General features: G+C 61.0%; 13 protein-coding genes. 9 read left to right on the plus strand and 4 right to left on the minus strand.

The window, feature by feature from the left end; all coding sequences use genetic code 11:
- Nucleotides 1-324 precede the first annotated feature (324 nt).
- The 3 genes from paaY to feaR all read left to right on the plus strand — a co-directional run bounded on the left by paaY (nt 325) and on the right by feaR (nt 3,013).
- A complete protein-coding gene (gene paaY, locus AC1Q8Q_RS19745; RefSeq protein ID WP_168758649.1) occupies nt 325-921 on the plus strand; it encodes a phenylacetic acid degradation protein PaaY in 597 nt (198 codons plus the stop codon).
- A 168-nt stretch (nt 922-1,089) separates the two neighbouring features.
- A complete protein-coding gene (gene paaX / locus AC1Q8Q_RS19750; protein ID WP_020795541.1) occupies nt 1,090-2,013 on the plus strand; it encodes a phenylacetic acid degradation operon negative regulatory protein PaaX in 924 nt (307 codons plus the stop codon).
- Between the two features lie 85 nt (nt 2,014-2,098).
- Nucleotides 2,099-3,013 (plus strand): transcriptional regulator FeaR, encoded by a 915-nt coding sequence (feaR, locus tag AC1Q8Q_RS19755; RefSeq protein ID WP_020795540.1) that lies wholly within the window; start codon nt 2,099-2,101, stop codon nt 3,011-3,013.
- 61 nt (nt 3,014-3,074) lie between these two features.
- Here the strand turns inward: feaR and tynA are convergent, their stop codons facing one another.
- From tynA to AC1Q8Q_RS19770, 3 genes are all read right to left on the minus strand, one after another.
- Nucleotides 3,075-5,363, minus strand: coding sequence for a primary-amine oxidase (tynA, locus tag AC1Q8Q_RS19760; protein WP_492615410.1), 2,289 nt, complete (start codon nt 5,361-5,363; stop codon nt 3,075-3,077).
- A gap of 147 nt (nt 5,364-5,510) precedes the next feature.
- A complete protein-coding gene (locus tag AC1Q8Q_RS19765; protein ID WP_168758644.1) occupies nt 5,511-6,182 on the minus strand; it encodes a DUF3313 domain-containing protein in 672 nt (223 codons plus the stop codon).
- Nucleotides 6,182-6,502 carry a hypothetical protein gene (locus tag AC1Q8Q_RS19770; protein ID WP_033044164.1) on the minus strand — a complete coding sequence of 107 codons (321 nt, stop codon included), beginning with the start codon at nt 6,500-6,502 and terminating at the stop codon, nt 6,182-6,184. The genes AC1Q8Q_RS19765 and AC1Q8Q_RS19770 overlap by 1 nt, the downstream gene beginning before the upstream one ends.
- A 120-nt stretch (nt 6,503-6,622) precedes the next feature.
- On the opposite strand from AC1Q8Q_RS19770, the gene AC1Q8Q_RS19775 reads away from it, so the two are divergent.
- The 5 genes from AC1Q8Q_RS19775 (at nt 6,623) to AC1Q8Q_RS19795 (ending at nt 12,892) form a co-directional block, all read left to right on the plus strand.
- Nucleotides 6,623-7,372 (plus strand): response regulator, encoded by a 750-nt coding sequence (locus AC1Q8Q_RS19775; protein WP_050511638.1) that lies wholly within the window; start codon nt 6,623-6,625, stop codon nt 7,370-7,372.
- Nucleotides 7,369-8,760 carry an ATP-binding protein gene (locus tag AC1Q8Q_RS19780; RefSeq protein ID WP_492615411.1) on the plus strand — a complete coding sequence of 464 codons (1,392 nt, stop codon included), beginning with the start codon at nt 7,369-7,371 and terminating at the stop codon, nt 8,758-8,760. The genes AC1Q8Q_RS19775 and AC1Q8Q_RS19780 overlap by 4 nt, the downstream gene beginning before the upstream one ends.
- 85 nt (nt 8,761-8,845) lie before the next feature.
- Nucleotides 8,846-9,346 carry a sigma-70 family RNA polymerase sigma factor gene (locus tag AC1Q8Q_RS19785; RefSeq protein WP_110749242.1) on the plus strand — a complete coding sequence of 167 codons (501 nt, stop codon included), beginning with the start codon at nt 8,846-8,848 and terminating at the stop codon, nt 9,344-9,346.
- Between the two features lie 40 nt (nt 9,347-9,386).
- The gene (locus AC1Q8Q_RS19790) at nt 9,387-10,370 is read left to right on the plus strand and encodes a FecR family protein (RefSeq protein WP_492615412.1); all 984 of its coding nucleotides are present in this window, start codon (nt 9,387-9,389) and stop codon (nt 10,368-10,370) included.
- A gap of 98 nt (nt 10,371-10,468) precedes the next feature.
- Nucleotides 10,469-12,892, plus strand: coding sequence for a TonB-dependent siderophore receptor (locus AC1Q8Q_RS19795; RefSeq protein ID WP_168758640.1), 2,424 nt, complete (start codon nt 10,469-10,471; stop codon nt 12,890-12,892).
- 45 nt (nt 12,893-12,937) lie between these two features.
- On the opposite strand, the gene AC1Q8Q_RS19800 is transcribed toward AC1Q8Q_RS19795, so the two are convergent.
- The gene (locus AC1Q8Q_RS19800) at nt 12,938-14,089 is read right to left on the minus strand and encodes an MFS transporter (RefSeq protein WP_020795531.1); all 1,152 of its coding nucleotides are present in this window, start codon (nt 14,087-14,089) and stop codon (nt 12,938-12,940) included.
- 166 nt (nt 14,090-14,255) lie between these two features.
- Between AC1Q8Q_RS19800 and AC1Q8Q_RS19805 the strand changes: the two genes are divergently transcribed.
- Nucleotides 14,256-15,248, plus strand: coding sequence for a diaminopimelate epimerase (locus AC1Q8Q_RS19805; RefSeq protein ID WP_042955215.1), 993 nt, complete (start codon nt 14,256-14,258; stop codon nt 15,246-15,248).
- Nucleotides 15,249-15,332 lie beyond the last annotated feature (84 nt).

Consider the following 15,332-nt stretch of genomic DNA (forward strand, 5'->3'; position numbering starts at 1 on the left):
CGGCGCTGAGGCCGGCTTGTTATTGGATCGGCCGCAGGGGCCGGTTTTGCCGGAGTATACCTATAACGTGATACGTAAAATCAACATAAAAAACGAATTAATGTGTCCTATTGTCAGATTTATGATTTCTGAAGGTGGTCTGCATGAAGCAGAAAATTACGCTATGATCATTGATTTTATTGGTGCTGTCGCGGGCTGTGGCGATTGAAATGCACCCCGTTGGAACGCCGCTATCAAGTGATACGCTTTTTAGTCTTTGTGCTGGTAAAAGCGATGTGATACAAAATAAGTCAATATTTGCATCGCTTTGCCAAGGAACCTCCCATGACCTGCTACAGCCTTGATGGCCTGACCCCGGTGGTTGACCCGAGCGCCTATGTGCATCCGTCCGCCGTGTTGATCGGTGACGTGATCATTGGCCCCCACTGTTATGTAGGGCCGCTGGCCAGCCTGCGCGGTGATTTCGGGCGGATCGTGCTGGAGGAGGGCGCCAACATTCAGGACACCTGCGTGATGCACGGCTTCCCCGACAGCGACACCGTGGTCGAGCGCAATGGCCACATCGGCCACGGTGCCGTGCTGCACGGTTGCCGGATCGGCGCCGACGCGCTGGTGGGGATGAATGCGGTGGTGATGGACAACGCACGTATCGGCCCGCGGTCTTTCGTGTCGGCGGCGGCGTTCGTCAAGGCCGGGTTCGAATGCCCCGAGCAATCATTGGTCATGGGCGCGCCGGCGAGTGTCAAACGCATGCTTAGCGATCAGGAAGTGGCGTGGAAGCAGGCGGGTACTCGTGAGTATCAGGAGCTGGCCAAGCGTTGCCTCACGCAAATTCAGGTGTGCGAGCCGTTGGCGGAGCCAGAGCCGGAGCGGCCGCGAATCAGTGACAGAGGCCTTCGACCGAAAGGCAATACCTTGTGAACACAATCCCCCTGTGGGAGCGAGCCTGCTCGCGAATGCGGTCTGACATTCAATATTGATGGTGACTGGTACACCGCTTTTGCGAGCAGGCTCGCTCCCACAAGGGGATTTGCGATTAACAGGCAGGTTTTCGGTATATTCCTTTTCTTTTTTCAGCCCGGTACGCCCATGTCGTCCCTGATACCCTTGAACCATCTGATTACACGCTTTCAAGAGCAGACACCGATCCGTGCCAGTTCCTTGATCATCACCCTGTACGGTGATGCCATCGAACCCCACGGCGGGACCGTCTGGCTGGGCAGCCTGATCCAGTTGCTCGAACCGATCGGCATCAACGAGCGACTGATCCGCACGTCGATTTTTCGCCTGACCAAGGAAGGCTGGCTGACCGCCGAGAAGGTGGGTCGTCGTAGTTACTACAGCCTGACCGGCACCGGTCGCCGGCGTTTCGACAAGGCGTTCAAACGGGTCTACAGCACCAGCATGCCGGCCTGGGATGGTTCCTGGTGCCTGGTGATGCTGTCGCAACTGACCCAGGACAAGCGCAAACAAGTGCGCGAAGAGCTGGAATGGCAAGGTTTTGGTGCGATTTCGCCGGTGGTGCTGGCCTGTCCGCGCAGCGATCGCACGGATGTCAACGCGACGCTGCTGGACCTCGGCGCCCAGGAAGAAACCATCGTCTTCGAAACCACCGCTCAAGACGTACTCGCCTCCAAGGCCCTGCGCCTGCAAGTGCGCGAGAGCTGGAACATCGAGGAGCTGGCAACCCACTACAGCGAATTCATCCAGCTGTTCCGACCGCTATGGCAAGCCCTGCGCGAACAGGAAAACCTGCAGCCAGCCGACTGCTTCCTGGCGCGGATCCTGCTTATTCACGAATACCGCAAACTACTGCTGCGCGACCCGCAACTGCCGGACGAGTTGTTACCCGGCGACTGGGAAGGGCGAGCAGCCCGGCAGTTGTGCCGCAACATTTACCGTTTGATCTACGCCAAGGCCGAGGAATGGCTGAACAGCGCACTGGAAACCGCCGACGGACCGCTACCGGATGTGGGCGAGAGTTTTTATCGACGGTTTGGCGGGTTGAAATAACCCGTCGACGGTCAGGGAGAGTCGCTGTTCAGGAGAACCTGTTGATTGACGTAGACAATAAAAATAAGCCTGCGTGAGGCCTGACATGATTTCTACAACCGCACAGCGCCAGGATGGGTTCGATCAGTGGATCCACCAGATCAACCAGATCTGTGGCGCCTTCAACGCCCAACCCCTGGGAACCGGCTTTGCCGGGCAGATTCGCGAACACCGCAGCGATGCCCTCAAGCTCAGCTTCGTCGATGCCTGCCAGGCGCGGCTGTACCGCACGCCGCAGGAAGTCGCGGCGGGCGAGGACGGTAAGTACTTTGCGGTGTTCCAGCTCGATGGCACCGCGGGCATGGCCCAGGGCGACGACAGGGTCCAGCTGTCCGCCGGGGACATCACGTTGATCGATGCTGCGCGGCCCAGCGACTTCACCTACAGCGAAAACTCCCGACAATTGTCGCTTATCCTGCCGTACCAACTGGTGGAGCAGACGTTGCGCTTCAACCAGGTCAAGTGCGGCCATCGGATTGCCGCGACATCGCCAATCGCCATGCTTTCGCACCGCTTGATCCTCGATGCCACGCGCCAGCAGAACCTCAGTCGCCAGGAAAGCGAGGCGACCCTGGAGGCGATTGTCAGCCTGCTGCGCCCGGCCATCAGCCAGAGCGACGATTGCACGGATCCGCACGAGCGCACCTTCCGCAAGACCCTGAGCGTCATCGACCAGCACATCCGCTGCGAAGAGCTGTGCCCGGAATGGCTGGCGCGGGAAGTTGGCATGTCGACCCGTGGGTTGTACCGGATGTTCGCCAAGAAAGGCCTGGTGGTGGCGCGCTACATCAAGAACCGTCGGTTGGACCTGTGTGCCGAAACCCTGCGTCAATCGGGCAAGGAACAGAAGTTGTCGGTGCTGGGGTATTCGTGGGGTTTTTCCGATTCGAGCTATTTTTCCACGGCATTCAAATCGCGCTTCGGCATTGCGCCGGGGGAATATCGCAAGCGGCATGCCTGAAGATCGCATAACCCTGTAGGAGCAGCCGGTCGACGCTCCTACAGGGGATGCGTCCTGCATTTTATTTCGGCGAGTTGAGATTCAGCGTCGGCGTTTCATCGAAGAAATTCCACGGCTTCAGCAGGACATGCACCCACTCGGTCGGCATGATCGGCCATTCTTCGGCCCGGGCGATGTGGGTGGTGCCGGTGGTCAGCCAGACCACGTCGTCGGTGTTCTCGATGGAATGGTTATCCTGGGTGAATTGCCCCAGTCCCGAGTCCTTGTCCGAGCGGTTCGGGTATTTGCCTTCCGGGTACTTTTCCTCAGGGTTGTATTGCGTCACCCACAGCTGCTTGTCCATGAAGCTCAGGCGGTGGTACAGCCATTCGTCCGTGCCGAAGTTGGCGCCCTTGGCCACCGGGTGCGTGCCGCCGGCATAGGGAATCAGCTGGTACGACACCGGGTTGCCGACCTTGTTTTCCTTGCTCAAGTTGCTCAGCAGGCGCACGGTCGAGGGGTCGAATTTCTGCGCCGCCTGCTGCTCGGTGCTGACCACGCGGGTTTCGGTTTGCATGGTGCTGGTGCGCGGCCCGCCACGGTCGTTGGGCAGCACCACCGGGTTCACTTCCACCAGCGAGTTGCTCTCGCCGTCGACGTCCATGTCCAGGCGGAAGTTATAGATGTGCTGGTGCGTGGTGCCGACGATGTTGTGGTCGAGCAGGGTGCCGTAGCGCGTGTCTTCCTTGGCGGTTTCTTCGTGCATGGTTTTGGATTTCACACCCTTGACGGCTTCGATGCCGGTGGCGCCGGCGTCGATGCCGATGGTGCCGTTCTGCTGGAAGACCCAGTCGAAGATGTAGTCATAGTTGCCGACGGTACTGATCCAGCGCACCACCAGCTCACGCCGTTCGGTGCTGAGGTTGGGCTGGCCCATTTCCTGGTGTTTGTATTCCGGGCCGGCATAGCGCTCGAACACCGCCATGGCGCGCGGAATCGACGTCGGTGCGCCGGTGTAGTCGGCGATGGTGGCGTCCAGCAGCACGGCGTTTTCCGGGGCGTCTTTGCCACGGGCGATAGGCGAGGTCAGGGTGCCCATGCCGTAGTCGCCGGAATCCAGGTATGCCTTGAAGTACCAGCCGACATCCGGGTCGCCGTAAGGCACGATCATCCCGCCCAGGGAGCCTTCGTACATGATCTTGCGCTTCTTGCCCTTGTCGTCGTAGGTGACCGTGGACAGGATCGGGCCGACCCGCGAATCGAGGCGAACGTGGAAGTCCCAGTTCTGCCAGTGAATGCTATTGCCGGTGATGGTGTAGTTCTTGCCTTCGGGTTCGATGATTTCCAGCGGCTTGACCGCCACGCCCTTGCGCCCGCGTCCGTCGTAGGGCGTCGGTTTCATCGGGACCGGAACCAGCGCTTCGTCTTCGATCTTGATCAGCTTTTTCTGTTCCAGATCGACAATCGCCACCAGGCCCTCGATCGGATGCGCCCAGTAGTTGCCGTCATCGACATTGAGGTAGCTGACGATCTTCAGCAGGCGCTTGTCCTGCGCCAGCCTGTCCTTGCCGTCGAAGTAACCGACGGTCAGCGGCGTGGCGACGACTTTCTTCACATCGTTGATGCCGCGCTTGGCCAAGGCTTGCGCGTATTCGGGGCTGGTTTCGACAGCGGTTTGCACCGTGGCGAAATCATCCAGCAGCACCATGCCATGGGCGCCTTCGATGGGCTTCCAGGATTGCAACGCCTTGCTGTCGAGATCCACCAGCGCTTCGATCACGTGCTTGCCGTCCAGCACGACGATATTGGCCTGGCGCGGCTGGGTCACGTTTTGCCCGGTGTAGACGAAGTTCCACACCTGATCCTTCGGCGGCGCCTTGACCGAGACTTCGGTGAAGCGAAAGCCCGGCTTGTAGTGTTCCGATTGCTTGACGATGTCCACCGCCGCGGTGATTTCGGCCGCACTCAGGGGGTTGAGCGGGTTAGGACGGGTCTCTACCACAAAGGTCGTGTCCAGGCCGGACTGGAACACCTGGTTGATGAAGTCCTTGGACATGAAGGCGGTCTTGCCCTTGAACACCACGGGCACCGTCAGCTCCATGCGCTTGCCGTTGAGCATGGCCACTTTGCTGTCCGGCTTGACCTTGAGGTAGACACCGTCCTTGGCAATGGTGAACAGGTTCGAGTAGTCGTCCCATTTGACCGTGGCGCCAAATTCCTCGAGGCCTGCCTGCAGCGGCACCATTTCGGCTTGGCCGCCGTGGGCCTGGGCATTGTCCATGCACAGGGGCAGGCCGAGGACGCTCAGGGAGATGGCCAGGGCGAGCCGGGCAAGCGGTGATCTTTTTGGCAGTACTTTGGCGCTGGACATGGGTGCATTCCTGGGGAAAAGCCGGTGACTGGCATGCTTGCACTTTGCAACAGCCAGTCGAAACCTGCATTTGGATTCCTGCCAGATTGCTTTGACTGCCTGCCTGAATCAATTTTCCCCATTGGATCCCGATTGGCAAGCAGCCTTCTATTTATGCATCGCCAGGTACGACTTGCGCAGGTCGCTGGCCCAGCCGTCGAGCACGCCCTTGATGTTTGCCGTGGTGATGACCTGCTTGTCGTTCTCCAGCGGTATCCCCGTGCCCACGCGCACCACTTTGGCGACAAGGGTCCTGGTCTCGCCATCGAGAAAGGCGACCTCGGTGGCAATTTCACTGTCCTGGTCGCGGATCCCGGTGGCGGTGCTGACGCCTGCTGCAACCAGGGTGATCGGTAGCCATTCGTAATAGCGCAGGCCCTGGGTGCTGGCGCTCACTCGGGTGATTGACGGTCGCACGATCAGGGTCTTGGGCCCCGGAGTGGTGACCACGGTCAAGACCTTGCCCATCTCAAACTTGAGCACCGCATCGTAGTACCAGGTCGTGTCGCCGAGCGTGGTCTGTGGCAGGCGCTCGCTGGGTTTGGGCTGCGGGTAGTATTGGCTCGGTTCGATATAAACCTGGGTGTAGCGGTCGAGCTCAAGCTTGGGGTTTACCCAGCTCAGTACCGGTTGGCCTGAAGGTGACTGGTGCTCGGTCAGGGCGCTGTAGTCGTTCAGAAAGCCTGAATAGCTGTCGGGGGATGCGACTTTTTTGTTGCTGCACGCCGAGAGGACGAGGGTTACAGCGGCCAATAGCGGCAGCGAGAAGCGCTTTCTCATCAAGGGGTTCCTGATTGGAGGGTGGAGCCTGGCAGGTCTTCCGAGCATTCGATACGCAGATCGCCGTTGGCCATGATCCACTGGGTAAACTCGGCAATCGGCACGTGGTGGATGTATTCCACCCAGTTGCTGGTGGTCGGGCTGTACCGCTCGAAATAGCGGCGCAGCACGACCTGGGTCCGATCGTCGGTCAGTCCCAGGCACGATTGCTGGAATAGAATCGGCTCGTCTTGCCCTGGCGCACTGGTGCGCTGGTTGAGGATCACTGTGTGAGCGCTGTCGGTTGTCTCGGTTGCGTAGGTGCTGTTCGAACCCTGCATGGAAGACCTCATGAGTTGGAATTCGCGCAGGGTGCCGCAAGTGGGTTGCGACCGTATGTCCGATTGATGTCATGCAAGTAGAAATGTTGCTGGATTGAAATATATGACCCTGGCACCGGAATGGTTTTAGATACGCTCTTTTTTGGCCGTGGATCCCCGAACGTGAGCAGACTGCTGATCGTCGACGACGATGTGGAAATCCTGTCCCTGCTGAAACAGTTTTTTGTTCAGCATGCCTACGAGGTGGACTTGGCCACCCATGGTGAGGCCATGTGGGCGATGATCGAAAAGAACCGCCCGGACATCATCATCCTGGACCTGATGCTACCCGGCGAAGGTGGCCTGAGCCTCTGCCAGAAATTGCGGGCGCGGACCGATATTGCGATCGTCATGTTGACTGCGATGGGTGAACTGAGCGATCGCATTGTCGGCCTGGAACTGGGCGCCGACGATTACCTGACCAAGCCTTTCGACCCTCGGGAGCTGCTTGCCAGGCTGCGTGCCGTGCAGCGTCGCGCCGGCGAGAAAAGCCCGGGGCTCGAGCCCTCGCGTCCGATCATCACATTCGCCGATTGGCACCTGGACATCACTTGTCGTGAACTGCGTTCGCCCGAGGGCGTGATGATTCCGTTGTCCGCGGGCGAGTTCGATTTGCTGCGGGTTTTTCTCGAGCATCCGCAGCGCATTCTCACCCGCGAACAGTTGATCGACCTGGCGCGTGGCCAGGGGCACGATGCCTATGACCGCAGCATCGATGTGCAGGTCAGTCGACTGCGTCGCAAGATCGAGCCGGACAGCAAGCGCCCGGATCTCATTCGCACCGTGCGTAATGGCGGGTATATGTTCTGCGCCAAGGTGACCCGCTCATGATCCGCCGCCTGGTCGCTCGAATGGTTCCGCGATTAGTCCCGCGAATAGTCCCTCGCGATACCCTCAGGTCGCGCATTGCGCTGACAATCGTCGCGGCGATGCTCGCGTCCCTGGCCCTCAACGGCTTGTTCGTGCAGCTCGCCGGAACCTGGGGCCGTCCGCCCATTGAGCGCACCGGCCTGCTCGAGCAAATGGCCGCGAATGTGCGGGTGATCGAGGCAGCGCCTGTGCCGTTGCGCTCGTCGTTGGCCTCTGCCGCCAGCCATCCGATGCTTGAGGTGGTTTGGCACGAACGGCGGGCCGACTTCCATCTGCCCCCGGGCGGTTTGCAGGTAGGGCACGAGCATTCGCCGCTGCAGCAATTGCTGGGTGATGTTCCCCGTGACATTCGAGTCTTCAACCCCGGCGACTGGCCGGACGAAAGCCCCCAGGCGCACTACGTGGCACTGGTTGAGCTACGCGATGGCAGCTGGCTGTCGTTCACCCCGCCGGAACGCAGCTGGGGGCTCGACTCCAGCGTACGGATCGCGATTATCATCGCCCTGGGGCTGGTGGCTACCCTGCTGGTCGCCTGGATTGCCACGCGACAACTGGCCAGTCCGCTGCAACGTTTTGCCAGCGCTGCACGGCGCTTTGGCGATGACCTGCGCGCGCCGCCGATCAAGATCGAAGGCCCCTATGAAATACGCCAGGCCACCATTGCCTTCAACATCATGCAAGCCCAGATCCGACACTTTCTCAGCGAGCGTACGCAGATGCTCGCGGCCATCTCCCACGACTTGCGCGCGCCCCTGACCCGGATGCGTCTGCGCAGCGAATTCATGGACGACCTGGAACAGCAGCGCAAAATGGTGCGCGACATCGAAGAGATGCAAACGATGATCAACGCGGCGCTGGGTTTTTTCCGTGATGAAAGCCACGGGGAGCACGCCACGGCATTCGACCTTTCGGAATTGTTGCAAACGATCGTCGATGATTTTCGCGACCAGGACATCGTCGTCCACTTCACGGGTCCCGCCCACCTGGTGTACGACGGCCGCCCGCTCGGGATCAAGCGCGTGATCGTCAACCTGCTGGAAAACGCCGTGAAATATGCACATGAGCCGGCAATCGAGCTAAGGCGTGAAGGGCACATGGTCTGTATCGAAGTCAGTGACGAGGGCCCCGGCATACCCGAGTCCGCCCTCGAACAGGTGTTCGATCCCTTCTACCGTCTGGAGACCTCACGCAACCGGGATACGGGTGGCGTGGGGCTGGGATTGTCTGCTGCGCGGGCGATCGTTCGAGAGCAGGGTGGGGAGCTGACACTGCGCAATCGCACCGGCGTAGGGCTGGTGGCGCGTGTGGAACTGCCGGGTACTCGCGGCGCGAAGGCTAATGAGCGTTAGCCTTCGCGCCGCTCGGCCGCTACCCGTTGCCTTGAGTTAATAGGAAGCATTACTATTCACGTCCTCGTCTCCACAGCACACCGCAATGACCCCCAAGCTGCCCCGCAGACACGGCTTTTTCGAGCATTACGAAGAGTTGATTGGCACCTGGACCCGTCGCCTGAGAAACCGTCAGCAGGCCGAGGACCTGGCCCACGATACCTTCGTGCGCGTGCTCGAGTCGGATTCGGCGGCGGTGCAGCAACCCCGGGCCTATCTGCACCAGACTGCGCGCAACATCGCGGTGGACGGTTATCGACGTGAGGATCGACGGAGTGCCATGGAGTCAGGGGCAATTGATCTCAGTGTGTCGTCGTCCGGCGACCCGGAGCATTTCATGCAGGCGATCCAGTTGGCCGATTCCATCGAGCGGGCGCTCACCGAGCTGCCGGTCAACTGCCGCAAGGTGTTTGTCTGGCAGAAGATCGAGGGCTTGACCCAGGCTGAAATCGCCGAACGCCTGGGGCTGTCCAGGAACATGGTGGAAAAGTATATGATCCGCACCCTGCGGCATCTGCGCGACCGCCTGGACGGGTTGCAGTCATGATGCGGTGTGGTTATTCATCCCCGGCTCAACAGGAACTTCCATGATGGATACTCGTGATTGTGCGTGCGGGCAAACAACGGTTCGCGATGAAGCGGCGCGCTGGTTTGTGCGTTTGCAGGAGCCCGTCGTCGATGTCGATGCTCATCGCCAATTCGAACGCTGGCTGAATGAACACCCTCAACACCGGGACGAATTCGCGTTGCTCCAGGGCCTGTGGACAGCCGTCGACCTGGTGCCTGCGGCGCGTCTACAGGCGTTGTGCGAAGAAACACCGTCACGCAGCAAACGTCGACCGATATTGCGCTATGCCGTGGCCGCCAGTGTGTTGGCGGTGGCAGTTGGCTTGGGCCTGTCCAACGGGTTGAAGCAACAGTCGCCTTACACGGCCGAGTTTTCCACAGCCCTGGGCGAGCGTCGCCAGGTAGCCTTGCCCGATGGTTCGATGGTCGACCTGGACAGCCGCAGCCGGATTCAGGTGCGCTTCGAAAAGCATCGCCGCGCCATTGAGCTGAGCGAAGGCGAGGCGATGTTCAGCGTCCAGCATGACAGCCGTCGGCCCTTTGTCGTTGATGCGGGAAGTGGCAAGGTCACGGTCACCGGAACCCGCTTCGATGTACGCCGGGGCAGCGCCGAAACCCGGGTCGTGGTGGAGCAGGGCACGGTCAAGGTGCAGGGGCGCGATGCCGCCGCCGATGATTTCATCAGCTTGACCGCGGGTCTCGGTACCCATGTCGATGCCGGGGGCAAGGTCGCTGTGGCCTATCCGGTCAACCCGGCTGAACTGACGGCCTGGCGCAACGGCAAGCTGGTGTTCAACAACGCCAGCCTGGCCGATGTCGCCGAACAGGTCTCGCGTTATCGCGAGAAGCCGCTCAAGGTCGGCAATGCCGTAGTGGGCAATCTGCGCCTGACCAGCGTGTTCAAGTCTGACAACACCGACGCGTTGCTCAAGGCCTTGCCGAGCATCCTTCCGGTGGCCGTGCGCACGCTCGATGACGGCAGTCAGGAAATAATTTCAAAATAAAATTCAGGTTTTTTTCGAGTTCAGCGTCTTCCTGTTCAACTGCAACTGGTTTGCATTAACAAGCGCACACTTTTGCGATCTTCAGGACTACGTTCGACGTGAAAAAAACCATCGCTAAAAACAACAATTCCCCTTGGTTGCCGCTGGCCCTTGCACTGGCGGTCAACCTGGCGCTGCCCCAGGCATTCGCTGGAGAGGCTATCCGCATCCCGGCGCAACCTTTGGGGCAGGCCCTGAGCCAGTTGGGCCAGCAAACGTCGCTGCAGGTTTTTTTCAGTCCGGAACTGGTGGCCGGCAAACAGGCCCCGGCAGTGGATGGCAATATCGCGCCGGAAGAAGCGCTGCGCCAGTTGCTGCAAGGCAGCGGCCTGCAATACCAGATCAACGAAGGCTCGGTGACGCTGCTACCGGCACCGGCCTCTGCGGCAAACGGCCCGCTGGAACTTGGCGCCACGGACATCAAGGTGGTGGGCGACTGGCTCGGTGATGCCGATGCCGCGGTGGTGCAGAACCACCCCGGCGCCCGTACCGTGATTCGCCGCGAGGCCATGGTCGAGCAAGGCGCGATGAATGTCGGCGACGTATTGAAGCGCGTGCCGGGTGTGCAAGTGCAGGAGGCCAACGGTACCGGTGGCAGTGATATTTCTCTGAACGTCGGTGTTCGCGGGCTGACTTCGCGCCTGTCGCCACGCTCGACCGTGTTGATCGATGGCGTGCCAGCGGCCTTCGCCCCCTATGGCCAGCCGCAGTTGTCCATGGCGCCGATTTCCTCTGGTAACCTCGACAGCATCGACGTGGTACGCGGCGCCGGCTCCGTGCGTTATGGGCCGCAGAACGTGGGTGGGGTGATCAACTTCGTGACCCGTGCGATCCCGGAACAAGCCTCGGCTGAAATCGGCAGCACCCTGGAAACCTCCCAACACGGTGGCTGGAAGCACATCGATACGCTGTTCGCCGGCGGCACCGCCGACAACGGCATGGGCGTGGCGCTGTTGTATTCCGGGGTCAACGGCAACGGTTATCGCAAAAGCAACAATGGCAATGACATCGACGACGTGATTCTCAAGACGCACTGGGCGCCGACCGATGTGGATGACTTCAGCCTCAACTTCCACTATTACGATGCCAAGGCCGACATGCCCGGCGGCCTGACCCAGGCCCAGTATGACGCCGACCCGTTCCAGTCCGACCGCGACCACGACAACTTCAGCGGCCGCCGCAAGGACGTGTCGTTCAAGTGGATTCGTCAACTCGACGACCGCACCCAGGCCGAAGTGCTGACCTACTACTCCGACAGTTTTCGTGGCAGCAACATCGCCGCTCGCGACCAGAAGACCCTGGGTTCGTTTCCGCGCACCTATTACACCTATGGCATCGAACCGCGTGTGTCCCACGTGTTCGACGTCGGTCAGACGACCCAGGAAGTCAGCGTCGGTTATCGCTACCTGAAAGAAGGCATGCACGAAGAAGCCAGCCGCCTGGCGCTGGTCAACAACGAGCCGGTCGTGCGTCCGGGGTCGGATGGCCATGTGTACCAGGACCGTACCGGGGGGACTGAAGCCCACGCGATGTATGTCGACAACAAAATCGATGTCGGCAACTGGACTGTCACCCCAGGTGTGCGTTTCGAACACATCCAGACCGAGTGGCATGATCGCCCGGTGCTCGACACCGCGGGCAAGCCAGTGCAGGAAAAACGCCGCAGCATCGAGAGTAACGAGCCGCTGCCGGCGCTGAGCGTGATGTATCACATGTCTGATGCCTGGAAACTGTTCGCCAACTACGAAACCTCGTTCGGCTCCCTGCAGTATTTTCAGCTCGGCCAGGGTGGCGCAGGTGACGAAACGGCCAATGGCCTGGAACCGGAAAAGGCCAAGACCTACGAGCTCGGTACGCGCTACAACGATGAGGTGTGGGGCGGTGAAGTGACGCTGTTCTACATCGACTTCGATAAAGAGCTGCAATACATCAGCAACGATGCGGGCTGGACCAACCTCGGCGCTACCACGCACCGGGGCATCGAGGCATCGGTGCACTACGACATGGCGGCGCTGGACCCACGGCTGGCCGGTCTTACCGCCAATGCCGGCTACACCTACACCCGCGCCGTCTATGAAGGAGATATTCCGGACTTCAAGGGGCGTGACCTGCCGTTCTACTCGCGCCAGGTAGCAACCGCTGGCCTGCGCTATGACATCAATCGCTGGACCTACAACCTGGATGCCTTCGCCCAGTCCAAGCAACGCTCCCCCGGCGTGGCGGTGAATGCTGACGGCAGCTTCAGCAACAACTACATCACCGAAGGCACGGCGGATGGGCAGTACGGCGACATTCCGGGCTACGTCACCTGGAACGTGCGCGCCGGCTATGATTTCGGTCCGCAGGTGTCGAACCTGAAGCTGGGGGCCGGGGTGAAAAACATCTTCGACAAGCAGTACTTCACCCGCTCCAGCGACAACAACGCGGGCATGTACGTCGGCACGCCGCGCACGTTCTTCGTGCAGGCCAGCGTCGGGTTCTGAGAGACCGGGGTCGGAACGCCGCCGGGTGGCGTTCCGACGATGCTTTTAAACCTTCAACACTCTCCCGCCAATCGCCACCGCCAGCAGCAACAGCGCCATCAAGCCGAAGGCAAAACTCAAGCTGGCGGCATGGGCGACAAATCCGATCACCGCAGGCCCTGCGAGTATCCCCGCGTAACCCAGGGTGGTAATGGCCGGCACGGCGATGCTTTGCGGCATCACGGTCTGCTTGCCCACCGCGGTATACAGCACTGGGACGATGTTCGAGCATCCGGCTCCCAGCAACGCATAGCCCGCCAGCGCCGCTTCCCAGCTGGGGGCGAACGTGGCCAGCAGCAGACCGGCCGCCGCCGCCGCCCCACCGAAGACAATGACCCGCGTTGCGCCCAGGCGACGCACGATGGCGTCACCGGTCAACCGGCCCACCGTCATGGTCAGTGCGAAAGCCGCGTAACCCAGGCCGGCGTAGGCCTTGTCGATGCCGCGTTCCTGCACCAGGAACACCGCGCTCCAGTCCAGGGCGGCACCTTCGGCGAGGAACACGATGAAACACATCCCGCCGATAAACAGCACGATACCGTGGGGAACAGCGAAGGCCGGCCCCGAACTTTCGCTGCCATAGGGCAGCATGTGCGGGGCAGCCTTGAGCAGTGCGACCAGCAGCAACACGATGACCACCAGCATCGCCCCCAGTGGCGCAAGCCCCAGGCCGAGCAGCGCACTGACGCCCGCAGCGCCGACGATTCCGCCCAGGCTGAACAACCCGTGAAACCCCGACATCATGTTTTTGCCACTGGCGCGCTCGACGATCACCGCCTGCAGGTTCACCGTCGAATCGACGGTGCCCAGGCCCGCGCCGAACATGAACAATGCGCCAATCAAGGCCGGAATCGACGATACCGTGGCCAGCAAAGGCAACGCGGCACAGATCAGCAAGGTGCCACCGGTCGCCACTTTGCGGCACCCGAAGCGCGTGGCCAGGATTCCAGCTATAGGCATCGCCAGTATCGAGCCCACACCGAGGCACAGCAGCAACAAACCCAGGGTGCCTTCGTCCAGCCCGGCCCGCGCCTTGGCATAGGGCACCAGCGGCGCCCACGCGGCGATGCCGAACCCGGCGATGAAAAAGGCGACGCGCGTGGACATCTGTTCCAGGCGCCCTGGCACGAATGAGGTCTGGGTGTTGAGGTTGGTCATATCAATCCTTGGAAAAATCGTCGCGTCTGCAACTGACAGTGATCAGGCCCCGAGGGTTCGCTCAGCGTCCGTGATCTGGCACGCCCACAGGCTGACATCCTTGCACAGCCAGACGGTGTTTCGCGATATGTTGTGCCAGAACCAGATGTCCAACAGGGAGGGCGCCATGGCGCGGATGTACGATGCACGGGGCAATATCTACAACGTGGTGGCGCCCGAGGCGCTGCGCCAGCAGGGCATCGACGTGCCCGATCAGGCAGACCGCGCCGCTCAAACTCGCGAAGACTGGGCGCTGGCCGCCATCGAAGCGTGCTGTGCCTGGGCGCCCGGCACGCAACCGCCGGGCAGCAAGGATCATTGCAGCGACGGTTTGCTGGTCGGGCCGTTTCAGTCATCGCCGCCCTTTGACCTGTTGATCGTCAACACCGACGGCACACTGGCCGAGCGCAGCGGCAACGGGCTGACGATTTTTTCCCAGGCGTTGAGCGATCAGGGACTGTTTCCGAGCGATGAAGCCTGCGTACTCAGGGTACATCACGACAAATCCGACACACCCTCGCCGGGGCAAACATCGGTGAAAGCCGCGCAAGTCGAGGGTGCGCAGGGTTTCTGGCTAGACCTGGGCCAGCCTGGCTTCGGGCCATCGGCGGTCAGTGCCGTTGACGTTGAAGCTGTGCAGTTGAACGGCCGTGAGCTCAGCCACGTGCGTCAGTTGTCAGCACTTAATGGCGCCTGGTCGCGCAGTCAGTTTGCCAGGGTCGGCAATCCGCATTGCGTGACGCTGGTGGACAGTGCCGAGGCCTTGCCGGGCAATGAGCAGATGAGGCAATCGCCATTGGCCGAGGGACTGATGCGGATCGCCTATGCGATGCCTGCAGGTGCAGGTAAACCCTGTCCGGCAGGGATTAATCTGCAATGGGCGATGCGTGAGTCCGAAGGTCATGTTGTCGCGCGGGTGTTCGAGCGCGGGGAAGGGCCGACGGCGTCCTCGGGGACGAGTGCGTCGGCGGTGGCGTGTGCGGCGTGGCGGGTAGGTTGGGTGAGTGCCGGCGAGGTGAAAGTGGTAATGCCGGGTGGTACGGCGCCGATTTTGCTGGAAGAGGAGCAGGGGGAGCTGAGTCGGGTCAGCCTGTTTGGTACGGCTCGATTAGTGAGGTGAATTTGAGATCGCCTTCGCGAGCAGGCTCGCTTGTATGGTAGGACTTGAAGGGAGGAGGAGGGACAAGGCTCGATTCTGACTGTT

It is taken from the genome of Pseudomonas sp. GW823-FHT06B06, from assembly GCF_058795195.1.